We start from the raw sequence: 17,163 nt of genomic DNA, 5'->3' as shown, positions 1-17,163 counted from the left end.
GCAGCCGGGGGTGTCCTATTCCTCCCATTTGAAGACGCGCGAGGCCACGAAACCGACCACGAGCGAGAAACCCACGAGGACGGCGGCGGGCACCGCGAGCGCCTCGATCCCCTTGCCGCGCACCAGCACGTCCAGCATGCCGTCGTTCATGTGCCGCAACGGGAAGGCCTTCGAGACCGCCTGCAGCCACGCCGGGGCCTGGTCGACCGGGAAGAACGTGCCGGACAGGAACGCCATCGGCAGCACCACGATGTTCGCCGCCGCCGAGGCCGCCTCCTCGGTCTTCGCGAACGCGCCGACCAGCATGCCGAGCGCGAAGAACGCGATGGTGCCCAGCAGCAGCAACGGGATCGCGAGCCACCACGACCCGGACAGCCGCAGCCCGAACACCGGCAGCGACGCGATGCCGATGAAGATCGCGCCCTGCACCAGCGCGACCCCGGCGCTGACGAGGATCCGCGACGACAGCACCGACGTCGTGGAGATCGGCGCGAGCCGGATGCGCCGCAGCACCTGCTTGCGCCGCCACGACACGAGCGTCAGCGCCGACCCGAACACCGCCGACACCGCCACACCCCACGACAGGATGCCCGGCGTCAGGTACTGGATCGGCTTGAGCGAGGCGTCCTCGACCTTCTCCGCGGCGAACGTGAAGGTCGGCGGCTGACCGGTCGCGGCGAGGTTCGCCTTGTCCACGAACCCGTTGACGATCCCGACCACGGTCGCGGACTGCACCTGGTCGCTCTGCGCGAACCGCACGTCGACCTGCTGCCCGCGGACGATCAGCGCGGCGGGCAGGTCGCCGTCCTTCACCTTCTGCACGGCGGCGCTCTCGTCGTCGTACGACTCGAACTCGAGCGCGCCGCTCTCACGCAGCGCGGACACGATCGGGCCGTCACCGACCAGCGCGATCTTGGTCTTGTCCGTGCCGGCGTCGCGCAGGATCAGGCCGAAGATCACGAGGAACATCAGCGGGAACAGGAAGGTGAAGAACAGCGTGGCCTTGTCCCGGACGAAGCCCTTGAGCATCGCCACCGAAAGCGTCTTGAACGCGGTCATGCCCGGTACTCCCGCCCGGTCAGGTCGAGGAAGACGTCCTCGAGGGTGGCGGTGCGGACCTGCAGCCCGTCGAGCGCGCCTCGGTCGGCGAGTGCCGCCAGCACGGGCGCGGGACGACGGGTGGACAGCGTCAGCGACACCTCGTTCTCGTGCACCTCGTCCACGCCGTCGAGCGCCTCGGCGTCCACAACGGACAGAACGCCCTTCTGCAGCGTCACGTGGGTCGGCGCGTCCAGGCCGCGCACCAGCACGGCCGGCGCGTCGAGCGCGAGGATCTTCCCGGTGTCCATGATGGCCACGCGGTCGCAGAGGATCTCGGCCTCGTCGAGGTAGTGCGTGGTGTAGACGATGGTCTTGCCGCGTTCCTGGATGGCGCGCAGCACGTCCCAGAGGTTGCGGCGGGCCTGCGGGTCGAGCGCGGCGGTCGGTTCGTCGAGGAACACGATGTCCGGGTCGTGCACGAGCGCGCACGCGATGGAGAGCCGCTGCCGCTGCCCGCCGGAGAGCTTGTTCTCCTGCTCGTTCGCCTTGTCCGCGAGGCCGACCAGCTCCAGCATGTCCGCGGCCGTGCCGGCGCTCACGCCGTAGAGCGCGCCGAAGGTCTGCAGCTGCTCCTTGGCCGTCAGCTTCTCGAAGAACGACGACGCCTGCAGCTGGACACCGATGCGCGGCAACAGCTTCACGTTGCGCGGCCACGGGCTCTCACCCAGCAACCGGACCTCGCCGCCGTCGGGCTCGCGCAACCCCTCGACGATCTCCAGCGTCGTGGTCTTCCCGGCGCCGTTGGGCCCGAGGATGCCGAAGAACTCGCCCTCGGCCACGGTGAACGAGACGCCGTCCACCGCTTTCAGATCGCCGTAGCTCTTGCGGACGTCCCGCACCACGACCGCCGACCGTTCCTCCGTCATGGGCGAGACGGTAGGTGAGCGTTCCCCTGTTCGCGGTGCGGAACGACGAAAGTCGCCGGGAAGTCGAGACGAACGGGTCAGCCGCCGGACACGAGCAACGGGCGGGAGGTGTAGACGTCGTTCAGCCTTCGGAGCGCGGCGGCGAACTGCTCGAAGCGGGCCCGCGGCACGGCCGAGCGGACGTCGCCCAGCACCTGCCACAGGTAGCGGTGCTCGGCGGTCTCCACGACCGGTTGAGACGCGCCACCGGGCACGTCGGCGGCGAACGCGAGCGCGACCGCCGCAGCGCGCAGGCACGCGGTCGCGAGCGTCACGCAGTCCTCGACGAGCGGGCAGTCGTCCTCGGCGCGCACGACACCGCTGACGGCGAACCGGACGACCTGCATCAGCGCGAGGTAGAGGCGCTGGCCCGCCTGGGCGCGTTCGAACGGGAGGTGCTCGGTGCCGCAGCCGGGCGTCACGACGGTCATGCCGACCTGGGGGCGGCGCAGCACGTGGTCGAAGAGCGCGGTCGGCGCCCAGAGCAGGGTGCGCCAGGAGTCCTCGGGGATCGAGGTGCCCATCCTGGCCGCGTTCTCCAGCACGTCGAGGTAGGCGATCAGGACGCCGGAGAGGAACACCCCGCCGCGGTCGCCGCCGACCCGCACGACGCCGAACCGGTCGTCGAGGTCCGAGTCCTGGCCCCGGTAGCCGGGGGTCCACTCGATGACGCCGCTGCTCTGCAGGACCACGCGCGCGAGGCGCTGGTGCACGGGCGACGCCGAGAGCACCGTGTCGTCCAGGCCCATCTGGACGAGCGTGGACGCGGCGTGCTGCAGCGACTCGCGCCGCTGCGGCACGAGGTCGGGGTGCAGCAGGCGGAACGGTTCCACGTCGACCCCTCCCCATCCGGTGTCGCCCCCACGATGAACTCCGGGAGGCGGGAAGTCATCCGGATGAACCGCAGCGTTACGTCTCAGTTGGACGACGGGTCAGTGCGACCGGGCCCAGGCCGCGAGCTGAGCGCGGGTGGAGAGGTCCAGCGCGGTCTTCACGTTGTGCACGTGGGACTCCACCGTGCGGTGCGAGATGCCGAGCTTGGCCGCGACCTGCGCGTTCGTGAGGCCCTGCGCCACCAGCTCGGCGACCATCCGCTGCCGGTCGCTCAGCACCGGCTGCCGCACGATCTCCTTGCCCAGCGCCGTTTCCAGGGCGTGCCGCACGTCCATGGCCCGGCCGGCGGCCAGCGCGCGCTGGAACGCCGATCGAGACAGGGATTCGCGGGCGAGGTCCAGCGCGGCGGCCGTCTTCCGCCGCCACCACGTCTCGGGCGGGACGACCCAGGTCGTGCGCATCTGCAGGCAGGCGGCCAGAAGCCGCACGCCGAGCTCGTGCCGGCCGGACGCCATCGCGACCAGCCCGCGGCCCTCGACGGACTCCAGCACGGCCCGAGGGGTGTCCGCCGTCATCCGCGCGCTCTCGGCGAACCGGGCCCCCGCGACCGCGAGATCCCCGCGTTCCAACGCGATGCAGCCGGCCGTGTGCACGGCGATGGCCACGACGTCCTGCCGTGCATGGGTTCTGAGCACCGGCAACGCGCCGTCGACCAGCACCGCGGCGGCGTCGGTGTCACCCTCGACGAGCAGCCGCCAGGCGAGGTTCTGGCTGGAGACAGCCACACTCACGTCGTTGCCGTTGCGTACGCCGTGCTCGATCGATCGGCGCAACGCCCGTACGGCGTTCGTCACGTCGTCCAGACCGTCGTAAGCGCCCGCTAACGTCCGGAAGAGCCGGCACATGATCAGGTCCTCGCCGCCCGCCTCGGCCGTCTCGACCGCCTCGAGGGCGTACCGGACCGCCTCGTCGTGCCGTTCCTCGTGGGTCGCGAGCAGGGACGCGTACTCCAGCGCGAGGATCCGGTACCGGGCGTCGGCCGGCGTCTGGTCCAGCACCTGCAAGAGCACCGCACCGGCCTGGACGAAGTAGCCCCGGTCGAAGCACACCCGGAGCAGCATCGTGGCGAGCATCAGCCGCCGGTCGTCGCGCTGTTCCACCAGATGATGGAACGCGTACGCCACATTGTCGTACTCCTCGTGCTGCGTTCGCACCTGTCCCGGCGTGAGGATCGACGACGAGACGGCGGGTTCGCCCTTGTCGCACAGCCAGGCGACGATCCGTTCCGCCGTCACCTCGTGCTCGCCGTGCTCGCGCAGCCGTTCCTCGGCGTGCAGGCGCACGGATTCGAGCATCCGGAACCGGCCGTCGTCGCCCCGCACCACCAGCGACTTCGCCTGCAACGCCGTGAGCGGCCCGATCACCGGTCCGCCGTGCACGACCTCGGCGATCTCCAGCCCGAACCCGCCCGGCAGCAGCGCGAGCCTGCGGAACAGCTCCCGTTCGCCCGGCGTCAGCAGGTCGTGGCTCCACGCGATGGCCGCGCGCAGGCCGCTGAGCAGGTCGAGCCGCTGTTCGAGCCGGTCCGCCAGCTCCCGCACCGGCACGGTCCGGGAGAGCCGCGCGGCCAGTTCGACGGCCAGCGGCACCCCGTCCAGTCCGGCGCAGACGGCCTCGACCGCGGCCTCGACCGCGGCCTCGTCGTCGGCCGCGGTGCCCGCGCGGTCGGCGAACAGCGCGACGGCGTCGGCCGCCATGCCGTGCAGCGGGTAGACGACCTCGCCGACGGCCCTCAGGGCTTCCCGGCTGGTCGCGAGGACCTGCACGTGCGGGCAGCGGGACAGCAGCGCGTCCACGACCTCGCAGCACTCCGCGACGAGGTGCTCGCAGTTGTCGACCAGCAGCAGCACCCGGCGGTGCTGGAGCTCCTGGAGCAACGTCGTCCGCAGCGCGACGCCCGCGTGCTGGTACACGCCAACGGCTTCCGCGAACGCCTCCACCACCTGGGCGGGCCTGCTCAGCCGACCCAGCTCGACGGTGCGGACCTCGGCGCGCCTCGCCCGCCGGGCCAGCTCGACCGCGAGCCGCGTCTTCCCGATGCCCGCCGACCCGACCAGCGTGAGCATCCTGTGCTTGCGCAGCAACGACTGCAGCTCCGCCAGCTCGCGTTCCCTGCCGACGAACGCCGTGTCGTGCGCCGGCAGGTCGGCGACCACAGTGGACGTTCCCGCGGAACGCCGGCGGTAGGCGCGCTGCCGGCACGCGTTCGAGCAGTACCGCGCCCGTGACGGCACGGGCGCGAAAGCCCTGCCGCAGTTCGCGCAAACGCCCATCGCAGGAGGGTACGGCCCGGCGCGCGTCTCAGTTCGAAAGTGTGTGGAGGTCGACCTCGAGCGTGGTCCCGGACACCAGCTCGGCGAGCTCGATCCGGTCCTTGGCCCTGGACAACCACCCGCTGCTGATGCGCCGCACCACCTGCGTCCTCTCCACGTCGGCCGCGGGCGCCTCGATCACGACGTCCTTGCCGTTCTCCAGGTGGATCACGGCCCTGGTGAACCTCGGCGCGTGCGGCACGAACTCACCGGTGCCCGGCACCGCCGGGTACATGCCGAGCGCGCTGAACACGTACCAGGCGGACATCGTGCCGAGGTCGTCGTTGCCCGTGACGCCCGCAGGACCGTTGACGAACAACGTCTGCGCGGCCCGCACGACGACCGACGTCTTCTCCGGCTTGCCGATGAGCGCGTACATCCACGGCACGTGCAGGTCGGGTTCGTTGTTGGGGTTGTAGCGGAACTGGTTGTAGTAGTCGTACGGCCCGACCACCCACTTCTCGCGCACCGTCCGCTTCGGGTCGACGAGCAGGTCCTCGTAGGCGAAGAAGTCGTCGAGCCGCGCCTCGGCCGCCTGCCTGCCGCCCAGCGCCGTGATCAAGCCTTCGACGTCGTGCTGCGCGAGCCACTGGTACTGCCACGCCGTGCCTTCGTGGAACCCGTCGGGCCCCTGCGGCGTGAACGGCGTGAGCCACGCACCGTTCTGCAACTTGGGCCGTGGAAAGCCGGTGAAGCCCCGGTCCGTGACGGTGCTGTCCCACAACGTGCGGTGGTTCAGCCCCCTGAGCCGCAGCCGTTCGGCGTCCTCGGTGTGCCCGAGTGCCTCGGCCATGATCGCGAGCGTGGCGTCGGCCAGCGCGTACTCCAGCGTCGCGGACGCGCCGTGGTGCGGGTCGGTGTCCTGCCCCTTCTTGGGGAAGCGCTTGTCGTACTGCACGAAGCCCTGGGCGAGGTACGTCGGGTTGCCGGACCGGCCCTGGAACCTGCTGGCGGCCGGCGGGACGCCGTCGACGTTCTGCTTGAGGGCCTGGTACGCCTGCTCTTCGAGGCCGTCGAGGTGCCCGAACCGCCACAGGTCGACCAGGAACGGCGTGACCGGGTCGCCGGTCATGCAGTTGGTCTCCTGGTTCGCGTACGCCCAGCGCGGCAGCCAGCCGCCCTGCTCGTGGATCTTCAGGATGCTTTTGGCGATGTCCTTGCTGCGCTTGGTGCGGATCAGCGCGAGGAGCTGGTTGTGGGCGCGGTAGGTGTCCCACAGCGAGAAGTACTCGTAGTACGTCCAGCCGTCGGCCTGGTGCACCTGGTTGTCGAACCCCCGGTACCGGCCGTCCACGTCGCTGGCCGTCAGCGGCTGCAGCAGCACGTGGTAGAGCGCGGTGTAGAAGACCGCCCGCTCGTCCCAGTCGTCGGTCTCGATCTCGATGCAGGCCAGTTCCTCGCGCCACGCGCTCTGGGCCTCGTTGCGGAGGTCGTCGAACGTCTTGCCGCTCGTCTCGGCGGTGAGGTTGTTCGTGGCGCCCCGTTCGTCCACTTGGGACAGCGCGGTGTACGCCGTCACCTGGCCCGGTTCGAACGTGACCCACGCTCCCCTCAGGCCGGCTCCGCCCGCGGATTCCCGTTGTCCCGGCCTGGGTCCTGTCGGGCCCCAGATGCCGAACTGCTGGAAGGGGCGGTCGAACCTGGTCGTGAAGTGGGTGAGGTAGGGGCGGCCGCCGCAGAACGCCTGCGTCTCCACGGTTCCGGTGATCGTGCGGTCGTCCAGGATCCTGATCGAGCTGGCGCTGACCGGTTCCTTGTCGTTGGCCTGGCCGGTGTTGATGAGCAGGGTGCCTGGGGTGTTCGGTGGGAAGGTGTAGCGCTCGACGCCTGTCCTGGTGGTGGCAGTGCACTCGACGGTGATGTCGTTGGTCAGCTTCACCTTGTAGTAGCCGGGTTTGCCGATCTCGCCGTCGTGCGTGTAGGTGGTGGCGTAGCGCTTGTGGTCGAAGGTTTGCGGGAGTTTGGTTGTGGGGAGGATCGGGACGAGGCCGCCCTGTTCCCAGCAGCCCGCGCCGGACAGGAAGAAGTGGCCGAAGCCTCGGATCTGCTGGTCGTCGTAGCGGTAGCCGGCGTAGTGGGAGCCGATCGGGCTCGAGTGCGCCTTGCCGAAGGGCATGGACGCGCCTGGGAAGGTGTTTCCCTCGTCCTTCGTGCCGATGAAGGTGTTGACGGATTCGACCGGGTCCAGTGCTTTCGGTGCGTCCACGGGGGTTAAGCCTAGTTGCGTGGCGGCTTGGTCGTGGGGTGGCGTTGTGGTCCGGTTGGGTGGTGTGCGGGTCGGCTTGCGTGGGTTGGCGCCTGTTCCAGCGGAGGGGCTGGGTGCCGTGCGACTGGTCACCGTGCGAGGGTGGTCGCCTTTGACCGCGCGTCCCGTCGCCTTGCGTCGTGGTCACCTTTGCTCGTACCGAGCCGGTGCCGGGCATCGCCGCTTCGCGACGATTGCGATTGGGCCTTGACTTCGGGGCCCTTGCGAGGCCTTCCTCGGCCCAGAAAAGCCGGGTCTGTGAAGCCCGGCCGAGTGGTCAAGTTTAAGGCCTCGCACCCAAAGTCAAGCCCCAATCGCCGTCGTGGTTGCGTCACCACCGCTTGCACTGAGGCCCATCAGTCAGACGCCTCGGCTTCGCCATCGCGCCATGCCCGCTTGACCGACATCCAGCCCTCATACGCCTCGGCTTCGCCATTGCGCGGGGCGGAGGGTGGCTCGCCTTCGGCTTCGCCCTGCCTGCCCGCTGCGTCCGCCGTGCCAAACCCGGCACCGGCCCCAGCCCTCGCCCTTGCCCGAGCCCGCAACGCTCCACCCCTCCCCCGAGCAAGTAGGGACCGGGCCGGGGTGCAACCGCCGCCGCATGCGCACCCCGGCCCGGGGGTCTTCGACCGGATCGCCCGCCGCGAGGGCGGGAACGCTGTCCGTCACCGCATCATCGCTGAGCGCACACGGGCAAGGTCAAGACCGTTGCGATCACTTGTCCTGTTCCGGACATCGGCGAACCCGATGGCGGCGCAGCCGGGCGCGCGGAACTGTTGACAAGGGCGTTAAGCCGGGGTGAGATACGGCCACTATGACAACGTTGTCCCCCAGCGGGCCCGTGGCCGGTCAGCGCAAGGTACGTCGCGCGACGATGAACGACGTCGCGCGGCTCGCGGGCGTGAGCATCAAGACCGTCTCGCGCGTGGTCAACGACGAGCCGGGTGTGCACCCGTCCACCGCCGAGCGCGTGCTCGCGGCCATCGACCAGCTCGGGTTCCGGCGGAACCTGAGTGCCCGCAACCTGCGCCGGGGGTCGTCCACCGGCACGATCGGGCTGGTGCTGGAGGACGTCGGCAACCCGTTCTACTCCGGCGTGACCCGCGCTGTCGAGGAAATCGCCCGGCTCCGGGGCAGACAGGTGATCTCGGGGTCGTCGGACGAGGATCCCGGGCGGGAGCGCGAGCTGGCGCTCGAGTTCTGCAGCCGCAGGGTCGACGGTCTCCTCATCGTGCCCGCCGGGTTGCAGCACAGCTACCTGGTGCCCGAGATGCGCGCCGGGACTCCCGTGGTGTTCCTGGACCGGCCTGCCGGGGACGTCGTGGCGGACACGGTGCTGGTGGACAACATCGGCGGCACCGTCGAGGCGGTCACCCACCTCGCTTCGCACGGGCACCGGCGCATCGCGTTCCTCGGTGACGCGCCGGACATCTTCACCGCCAACGAGCGGTTGCGCGGGTACCGCGAGGGCTGTGTGCGGGCCGGGATCGGGTACCACGAGGAGCTCGTGGCGATGGGGCCGCACGACGAGAGCAGCGTCGCGACCACGTTGCAGCGGTTGCAGAACATGCGGGAGCCCGCCACGGCGATCGTGGCCGGCAACAACCGCATCACCGTGTACATCCTGCGGTCGCTCGCCGGTGTCGCGGAGCGGCCCGCGCTGGTGGGCTTCGACGACTTCGAACTCGCTGACCTGCTGTCGCCGCCGGTGACCGTGATCGCGCACGACGCGAGCGCGCTCGGCAAGGCGGCCACCGATTTGTTGTTCGCCCGACTGGACGGCGACAACTCACCACCGCGCCGCGTCGTGCTGCCGGTGCGCTTGGTGCCACGAGGATCCGGGGAGGTCCACGCGTGAGTTCTGGTGTGCTCCACCAGCCTGTCAACTTGCCCGCCAACCAGCCGAAGCAGTTCTACCGCGGCGGTGAGGCGATCGCCGCGCTGCGCGGCGGGACGAGCGGCGACTTCGGCCCCGAGGACTGGGTGGCGTCCACGACGACGCTCTTCGGGCGCAGCGACGCCGGGTTGACAACGTTGCCGAACGGCGTGCTCCTGCGCGACGCCGTGCAGGCCGACCCGATCGGATGGCTAGGCGCGGACCACGCGGCGAAGTTCGGCGGCGACACGGCGTTGCTCGTGAAGTTGCTCGACGCGGGCCAGCGCCTGCCGGTGCACTGCCACCCGTCGAACGCTTTCGCGTCCTCGCACCTGAACTGCCGCCACGGCAAGACGGAGGCGTGGATCGTCGTCGGCACGACCGGGCCGGATCCGACCGTCTACATCGGATTCCGCGACGACGTGCCCGCCGCGACCGTCGCCGAGTGGGTCGCCACGCAGGACACCAAGGCGATGCTCGGCGCGCTCAACCCCGTCTGCGTCCGGCCCGGCGACACGGTGTTCGTGCCCGCCGGTGTGCCGCACGCGATCGGCGAGGGCGTGTTCATCGTCGAACTGCAGCAGCCCACCGACTTCTCGGTGACGCTGGAGTGGCAGGGCTTCCTCGCCAACGGCGACATCGGCCACCTCGGGCTCGGCTACGACGTGGCGCTCGACTGCGTCGACCGGCAGGGCTGGAGCGGCAAGCTCGACGAGCTGGTGCGCCAGACCTCGGAGAAGTGGGCGCCGTCGGTCGACCTGCTCGGCCCCGACGCGAACCCGTTCTTCCAGGCCGACCGGCTGCACGTGGAGGGTTCCTTCGCGCTGGAGCCGTCGTTCGCCGTGCTGGTGGTGCTCGAGGGCTCCGGCACGCTCGGCGAGCAGGAGGTGCACAAGGGCAGCACCCTCGTCGTGCCGCACGCGGCGGGCGAGCTCGCGCTGTCCGGTGACCTGGTGGCGATCCGCTGCCGACCGCCCGTTCTATCCACTGTGGAGGAAGTGACGCCTTGAGCCAGCCCCTGCTGGAGGCTCGTGATCTCACGAAGAACTACGGCACCGTGGAAGCTCTCCGCGGTGCCTCCTTCACCGCTTACCCCGGTGAGGTCGTGTCGCTGATCGGCGACAACGGCGCCGGCAAGTCCACCCTGGTGAAGTGCCTGTCCGGAGTGGAGCAGCCGACCAGCGGCACGCTGACGTTCGACGGCCGGCCGCTCGTGCTCGACTCCCCCAACGACGCCCGCGACCGCGGCATCGAGACGGTCTTCCAGGACCTCGCGGTCGCGCCGGACCTCGACCCGGCCGCGAACATGTTCCTGGGCAGGGAGATCCTCAAGCCCGGCTTCCTCGGCTTCTTGGGCGTGCTCGACAAGAAGGCGATGCGCCGGCAGGCGGCCGAGCACTTCACCCGGTTCGGCGCGACGCTGCAGAGCATCGACGTGCCGATCGCCGCGCTGTCCGGTGGCCAGCGGCAGTCCGTGGCCGTCGCGCGGTCGGTGGCGTGGGCGTCGAAGCTCGTGTTCATGGACGAGCCGACGGCCGCACTCGGTGTCGTGCAACGGGAACGCGTACTGGACGTGATCAAGCGCGTGCGCGACGAGGGCGTCGCCGTCGTGCTGATCTCGCACAACATGCCCGAGGTGCTGTCGGTCTCCGACCGCGTCGAGGTGCTGCGCCTCGGCCGCCGTGTGGCCCGCTTCCAGGCCGCCGACACCAGCGTCGAGGAGCTCGTCGGCGCGATGACCGGCGCGCTGACCCAGGAGGACGCCGCCTGATGACCAACGATGAGAAGACAACGTTGTCATCTCTGCCCGACGACCGGCGGACGCCGTTGATCAAGCGGCTGACCGGCGCGAACACGCTGTGGATCGGGCTGGTGCTGCTGGTCCTGGTGGCCACGTTCGGGGCGATCCGCCCGGACGCGGTGTTCCAGGTGACCACGCTGCAGTTCCTGCTCGCGGAGACCGCGGTGCTGCTCGTGCTGTCGGTCGGCATGACGTTCGTGATCATCACCTCCGGCATCGACCTGTCCGTGGGCTCCGTGCTCGTGTTCGCGTCGGTGTCGAGCGCGATGGCGATGAACGCGGTGTCCGGCGGCGACGCGACGAACGCGGGCTGGGGCGTGATCGCGTTCGGCCTGCTGGTCGCGGTCGTCAGCGGCGCGGTCTGGGGCCTGCTGAACGGTCTGCTGATCTCGCGCGCGAAGATCCCGCCGCTGATCGTGACGCTGGGGTCGTTCGGCGCGGCGCAGGGCGCGGCCCTGTTGCTGAACAACGGTTCCAACGTCTCCGGCATCCCGGACAGGCTGAACCGCACGTTCGGTTCCGGCACGTACTTCGGCATCCCGAACATCGTGATCGTGGCCGCGATCGTCACCGCCCTCGGCGCACTCCTGTTGTCCACCACGAGGTTCGGCCGCTACACGTACGCGGTCGGGTCGAACGAGGAGGCGGCGCGGCGCGTCGGCATCTCGGTGCGCGGCCACCTCACGAAGGTGTACCTGCTCGCGGGCACGCTGGCGGGCCTCGCGGGGTTCATGGGCAACGCGTTCTTCCGGGTCGCGGTCGTCACCGGCCACGAGACGGACAACCTGAACGCGATCGCCGCCGTCGTCCTGGGCGGGACGAGCATCTTCGGCGGCCTGGGGTCGGTGCTGGGCACGGTGTTCGGCGTGTTCATCCCGGCGGTGCTGGAGAAGGGCCTCGTGATCATCGGGGTCAAGGAGTTCTGGCAGCCGATCGCCGTGGCGATCGTGCTGGTGGCCGCCGTGTGGCTGGACCAGACACGGCGTCGGGCGCGCAACCAACGTTAGGAAGGGTGCTGGACCAATGAAGATCCGCTCCGCAGTGGCCGTCTCGGCCGCTTTCCTGCTCGCCGCCTGTGGCGGAGGTGGGCAGATCGGTGACTCGAACTCGGGCAGCTCTGCCGCGAACAAGAAGCTGGTGCTGATCCCCGGCATCACCGCGGAACCGTTCTACATCTCGATGCAGTGCGGGTTCCAGGAGGCGGCGAAGGCCGCGGGCTACGAGTTCGACACCCAGGCCCCAGCCAAGTTCGACGCGGCCCAGCAGACCCCGATCGTCACGGGCATCCTCGCGTCGAAGCCGGCCGCCGTCCTCATCGCGCCGACCGACGACAAGGCCATGGCGGGCCCGATGAAGACGCTCAAGGACGCCGGCATCAAGGTCGTCGAGGTCGACACCAAGCTGCAGGACACCTCGATCGGCGTCTCGTCGATCTCCTCCAACAACGAGCAGGGCGGCAAGCTCGCCGCGGAGACGCTGAACAAGCTCGCCGCCGGCAAGTCCGGCTCGGTGCTCGTGCTCAACACCAAGGCCGGCACGTCGACCACGGACGCTCGTGCCAAGGGCTTCGAGGAGGCCATCAAGGCGTTCCCGAACCTCAAGTACATCGGCCAGCAGTACACCGACAACGAGCCCGCCACCGCGGCCTCGAAGGTGACCGCGACCCTGGCCGCGAACCCGGACCTGATCGGCGTGTTCGCGACCAACCTCAACACCGGCGAGGGCGCGGCGACCGGGCTGCGGAACGCGGGCAAGACCGGCGCGGTGAACCTGGTCGGCTTCGACGCCTCGCCGAAGCAGGTCGAGGACCTGAAGGCCGGCACCGTGCAGGCCCTGATCGCGCAGGACCCGGCCACGATCGGCAAGCAGGGCGTCGAGCAGGCGCTGGCGGCGATCGACGGCAAGGAGAACAAGCGCGACATCGAGACCGACCTCATCGCCATCACGAAGGACGACGCGGCGGCCAACGAGAAGTACTTCTACAAGCAGTCCTGCTGATCTCCGGCCGACCGCACCAGGGCCGTCCCGCGAGGGGCGGCCCTGGTGCGTTCGATGACGTACGTCATCAGGGTTTCCCCGCAACGGCGTAAGACGAGAGTCGTACCCGTCAGCCACCCAAAGGCCGATGCTGCCACCCCCTCGGAACCGATGAGCTGTAGGCACATTGGAGGGGGCTCGAATGCAACGAAGGACACTCGCGGCCGCGTTGGCCGTCGTCACCACCACGTCGCTGCTGGTCGCACCACAGGCACTGGCAGCGCCCACGCAGCAGATCCAGTGGCAGAAGTGCTTCGACACGCCACCGCCGGGACTCCCGCCGGGCGGCGAACGACTGGAGTGCGGCAGCTTCACCGCGCCGATGGACTGGAACAACCCGCGCAACGGCAAGACCATCACCATCGCGGTCAGCCGGCTGACGCCGAAGAACGGCAATGCGAAGTCCACGGTCTTCACCAACCCCGGCGGTCCCGGCGGTCCCGGCCGCACGCTCCCGCTGCTCTACCTGGAGCGGCCGAAGCTCAGCGAGAACGCCGAGATCATCGGCATCGACGTGCGCGGCACGGGTGCCAGCAGCAACGTCACGTGCGGCGGTTTCAACACCGACGGCCAGGTCGACCCGCGCGACCGCAGCAAGGCCAACCTCGACCTGCTCTACGGCGGCATGGAGCTGCTGGCGAAGTTCTGCCAGACCAAGTCCGGCGAGTTCGGCCGGTACGTCTCGACCGACCAGACGGTCAAGGACCTCGACCTGCTGCGCCAGGTGCTCGGCAAGAAGAAGGTCAGCTGGCTCGGCTACTCCGGCGGCAGCTGGATGGGCGCCTACTACGCCACGTACTTCCCCAAGACCCTCGACAAGATCGTCCTCGACTCCAACGTCGACTGGACCCTGCCGTGGCAGCCGATCTTCGACGACTGGGGCATGGCGTTCGAACGCCGGTTCCGCGCCGACTTCCTGCCGTGGGTGGCGAAGTACGACGACGTCTACCACCTCGGCAAGACCGGTGAGGAGGTGCGCCAGTCCTACGAGCGGACGCGGGCCAAGCTGAACGAGCAGCCCGTCACGCGGCCGGAGGGCGTCTACAACGGCGTGATGCTGGACTTCCTGCTGCGCGGCACGCTCTACAACAAGGACAGCTTCGCCGACGGCGCGCGGACGTTCGCCGAGCTCGCCGGTGCGGTGCCCGCGCGGATGAACGCGCTGGCGAGCTACCCGGACGCCCAGCTGGGCACGGCCTACTCGATCCTCTGCAACGACACGCCGTTCCGCGCCGACCGGAGGTACCTGGAGCGCGACGGTGCCCGGGACGGCGCCAAGTGGCCGCTGGTCGGCTACACGCAGATCGCCGGCCCGTGCGCGTTCTGGGACCGGCCGGACATCGACCTGAAGCAGCCCACCGGCATCGGCGTCGCGCCGACGCTGATGGTGCAGTCGGTGCGCGACCCGGCGACGCCGCTCGAGCAGGCCCAGCGGGCGCACCGCAACTTCAAGGGCTCCGTGCTGCTCACCGTCGAGGACGAGGGCGACCACGGCATCTACGGGTTCGGCAACGCGTGCGTGAACGACATCGTCGAGCGCTACCTGGTCGACGGCGTCACGCCCGCGAAGGACCTGAAGTGCCCCGGCGTTCCGCTGCCCGCGCCCGACGCGCAGACCGGGCAGAGCTCGCTCGCCGAGGTGCGCCAGCTGGCCGCCCGGCTCGGATGGTGAGGGGGAAGCGCATGCACCGCAAGAAGATCGCGGCGACCCTCGCCGTCGTCACCGCGTCCTCACTGCTGATCGCGCCCCAGGCGCAGGCGGCCAGCCTCGCCAACCAGAAGATCACCTGGCAGAGGTGCACGGACGAGCCGGGCTTCGAACGGCTGGAGTGCGGCAGCTTCACCGCTCCGCTGGACTGGCACGACCCGCGCAACGGCAAGACCATCACCATCGCGGTCAGCCGCACGGTTCCGTTGAACGGCAAGGCGAAGACCACCGTCTTCACCAACCCCGGCGGACCCGGCGGCGAGGGCCGCACGTTGCCGCTCGTGTTCCTGAACCGGCCGAAGCTCAGCGAGAACGCCGAGGTCTACGGCATCGACGTGCGTGGCACGGGTGCCAGCGACAACGCCACGTGCGGCGGCTACCAGCACCGCCTGGCCACCGACTGGCGCGACCGCAGCGAGGCGAACCTCGACCTGATCTACGGCGGCATGGAGCTGCAGGCGAAGTTCTGCCAGACCAAGTCCGGCGAGCTCGGCCGCCACATCACCACCGAGCAGACGGTCCGCGACCTCGACCTGCTCCGGCAGGTGCTCGGCCGCGACAAGGTCAGCTGGCTCGGCTACTCCGGCGGCAGCTGGATGGGCGCCTACTACGCGACCTACTTCCCGAAGACCCTCGACAAGGTCGTCCTCGACTCGAACACCGAGTTCACCGAGTCGTGGCAGAAGGTCTTCGACAACCTGCCGGCGGGCGCCGAACTGCGGTTCCGGACCGACTTCCTGCCGTGGGTGGCCAAGTACGACGACGTCTTCCACCTCGGCAAGACCGCGGAGGAGGTGCGCCGGACGTACGAGACCACGCGCGCACGGCTGGCCGAACAGCCCCTCACGCTGCCGGACGGCACCGTCGTCACCCCGGTCCTGCTGGACGCGCTGATCTTCAGCGGCCTGTACAGCAAGGACTCGTTCCAGCCCGTGGCCGAACTGGTCGCGTACATCACCCAGCCCGGCGTCCTCGCCAAGGCACCGCCGAAGCAGTACCCGGACTTCGTGATGGGCACGCAGATGTCGATCCTCTGCAACGACACGCCGTTCCGCGGTGACCGGAAGTCGTTGGAGCGCCAGGGCAACGCGAGCGTGCGCAAGTACTCGCTCGTCGGTGGCTTCCAGGTCACCGGTCCGTGCGCGTGGTGGGACCGGCCGGACGTGCAGCTGAAGCGGCCGACCGGCAAGGGCGTCGACTCGGTGCTGATGGTGCAGTCGGTGCGCGACCCCGCGACGCCGTTGGCCGGGGCGCAGCGGGCCCACGCGAAGTTCGCGAACTCGCGGATGCTGACCGTGCGGGACGAGGGCGACCACGGCATCTACGGGTTCGGCAACGAGTGCGTCGGCGAGGTGGTGGAGAGCTACCTCGTCGACGGGGTGGTGCCGCGCCGGGACCTGAGCTGTCCGGGGGTGCCGCTGCCGGCGCCCGGTGAGAGCACGGGCAACCCGCTCGTCGAGGCGCGCGAGTTGGCGGCACGCGTCGGCTGGTGAGAGGTGGGTGTCTCGGCGGTCGGTTCGGTGGCCGCCGCGACGCCGCTCGGCTCGGGAGCGGCGGTCGGTCCGACGGCCGCCGCAGCGCCCCTCAGCTCGAGAGCGGCCATCAGTCCAGCGGCCGGGTGGCCGCCGCACCGCTCAACTCGGCGGCGCGATCTCCAGCACCGCTTTCGCGAACGTCGTGTACCAGGCGCTCTCGGTGAACCCCGGCCCCGTCTCCTCGCCGAGGTAAAGGTCGACGTGCCGCTCCCCGCCGAGGCCCGGCGTGAACTCGTCGGTGATCTCCCACGAGGAGGCCGCGAGCTTCTGGCACACCGCGAAGTCCACGTTCCCGCCCTCGGGCGTCTGTCCACACGAGACGAGCTTGACCCGCGAGCCCGTCCGGACGCCGTCCGCGGCGGCCGAGACGAACGGCTTCAGCGGCTTGCCGAACGAGTCGCGCGGCTCGGTGTCGAGCCAGTAGCCCTTGTCGTGCGACCAGTTGAGGTACCGGCCGTCCGCCGTGCGGCCGGTGCCCTCGTCCTTCACCGCCCGAGCGAACGACACCGGGAAGGTGCCGAGCAGGTCGTCGCCGTCGTCGCAGTCGATGACCGGACAGCCCCGCACGGGCGCCGATGGTCCACTGTGGAACGACTCGACGGCGGTGTAGTAGACGGTGACCTGCCAGCCCTCGTCGACCGGGGGCGGCGGTGGCGAGCCGGTGCTCGAACACCCGGCCAGCACGACCAGCGGCACGGCCCACGCCCAGCGCACAACGTCCTCCTGGTCGGCCGGGAGATCCCGCAGAG

General features: G+C 70.0%; 13 protein-coding genes. 7 read left to right on the top strand and 6 right to left on the bottom strand.

What is annotated here, in order from left to right; all coding sequences use genetic code 11:
• Positions 1 to 15 precede the first annotated feature (15 nt).
• The 5 genes from ABZX02_RS04030 to ABZX02_RS04010 all read right to left on the bottom strand — a co-directional run bounded on the left by ABZX02_RS04030 (position 16) and on the right by ABZX02_RS04010 (position 7,418).
• Complete coding sequence (locus ABZX02_RS04030) at positions 16 to 1,059, bottom strand: ABC transporter permease (RefSeq protein ID WP_355294618.1); 1,044 nt, start codon at positions 1,057 to 1,059, stop codon at positions 16 to 18.
• Positions 1,056 to 1,967 (bottom strand): ABC transporter ATP-binding protein, encoded by a 912-nt coding sequence (locus ABZX02_RS04025; RefSeq protein ID WP_355294617.1) that lies wholly within the window; start codon positions 1,965 to 1,967, stop codon positions 1,056 to 1,058. Before ABZX02_RS04025 ends, ABZX02_RS04030 begins: the two co-directional genes overlap by 4 nt.
• A gap of 77 nt (positions 1,968 to 2,044) precedes the next feature.
• Complete coding sequence (locus tag ABZX02_RS04020; protein WP_355294616.1) at positions 2,045 to 2,839, bottom strand: hypothetical protein; 795 nt, start codon at positions 2,837 to 2,839, stop codon at positions 2,045 to 2,047.
• A 99-nt stretch (positions 2,840 to 2,938) separates the two neighbouring features.
• Positions 2,939 to 5,173 (bottom strand): LuxR C-terminal-related transcriptional regulator, encoded by a 2,235-nt coding sequence (locus tag ABZX02_RS04015; RefSeq protein ID WP_355294615.1) that lies wholly within the window; start codon positions 5,171 to 5,173, stop codon positions 2,939 to 2,941.
• Between the two features lie 28 nt (positions 5,174 to 5,201).
• Entirely contained in the window at positions 5,202 to 7,418 is a 2,217-nt protein-coding gene (locus tag ABZX02_RS04010) for a GH92 family glycosyl hydrolase (RefSeq protein WP_355294614.1), read from the bottom strand.
• 913 nt (positions 7,419 to 8,331) lie between these two features.
• On the opposite strand from ABZX02_RS04010, the gene ABZX02_RS04005 reads away from it, so the two are divergent.
• The 7 genes from ABZX02_RS04005 (at position 8,332) to ABZX02_RS03975 (ending at position 16,372) form a co-directional block, all read left to right on the top strand.
• Complete coding sequence (locus tag ABZX02_RS04005) at positions 8,332 to 9,315, top strand: LacI family DNA-binding transcriptional regulator (protein WP_355295003.1); 984 nt, start codon at positions 8,332 to 8,334, stop codon at positions 9,313 to 9,315.
• Positions 9,316 to 9,344: 29 nt separating this feature from the next.
• Positions 9,345 to 10,343: a mannose-6-phosphate isomerase gene (locus tag ABZX02_RS04000; RefSeq protein WP_355294613.1), complete on the top strand. Its 999-nt coding sequence runs from the start codon at positions 9,345 to 9,347 to the stop codon at positions 10,341 to 10,343.
• Entirely contained in the window at positions 10,340 to 11,104 is a 765-nt protein-coding gene (locus ABZX02_RS03995; RefSeq protein WP_355294612.1) for an ATP-binding cassette domain-containing protein, read from the top strand. The genes ABZX02_RS04000 and ABZX02_RS03995 overlap by 4 nt, the downstream gene beginning before the upstream one ends.
• Entirely contained in the window at positions 11,104 to 12,141 is a 1,038-nt protein-coding gene (locus tag ABZX02_RS03990; protein ID WP_355294611.1) for an ABC transporter permease, read from the top strand. The genes ABZX02_RS03995 and ABZX02_RS03990 overlap by 1 nt, the downstream gene beginning before the upstream one ends.
• A 16-nt stretch (positions 12,142 to 12,157) precedes the next feature.
• Complete coding sequence (locus ABZX02_RS03985; RefSeq protein WP_355294610.1) at positions 12,158 to 13,132, top strand: ABC transporter substrate-binding protein; 975 nt, start codon at positions 12,158 to 12,160, stop codon at positions 13,130 to 13,132.
• A gap of 181 nt (positions 13,133 to 13,313) precedes the next feature.
• The gene (locus ABZX02_RS03980; protein WP_355294609.1) at positions 13,314 to 14,843 is read left to right on the top strand and encodes an alpha/beta hydrolase; all 1,530 of its coding nucleotides are present in this window, start codon (positions 13,314 to 13,316) and stop codon (positions 14,841 to 14,843) included.
• Between the two features lie 11 nt (positions 14,844 to 14,854).
• Positions 14,855 to 16,372 carry an alpha/beta hydrolase gene (locus ABZX02_RS03975; protein WP_355294608.1) on the top strand — a complete coding sequence of 506 codons (1,518 nt, stop codon included), beginning with the start codon at positions 14,855 to 14,857 and terminating at the stop codon, positions 16,370 to 16,372.
• Positions 16,373 to 16,513: 141 nt separating this feature from the next.
• On the opposite strand, the gene ABZX02_RS03970 is transcribed toward ABZX02_RS03975, so the two are convergent.
• Positions 16,514 to 17,128 carry a hypothetical protein gene (locus ABZX02_RS03970; RefSeq protein ID WP_355294607.1) on the bottom strand — a complete coding sequence of 205 codons (615 nt, stop codon included), beginning with the start codon at positions 17,126 to 17,128 and terminating at the stop codon, positions 16,514 to 16,516.
• Positions 17,129 to 17,163: the final 35 nt, after the last annotated feature.

Source organism: Lentzea sp. NPDC003310, from assembly GCF_040610935.1.
Taxonomy (GTDB): Bacteria; Actinomycetota; Actinomycetes; order Mycobacteriales; family Pseudonocardiaceae; genus Lentzea.
Note: the sequence above shows the minus strand (reverse complement) of the source record. Positions and strands in the feature narration are given on the sequence as shown.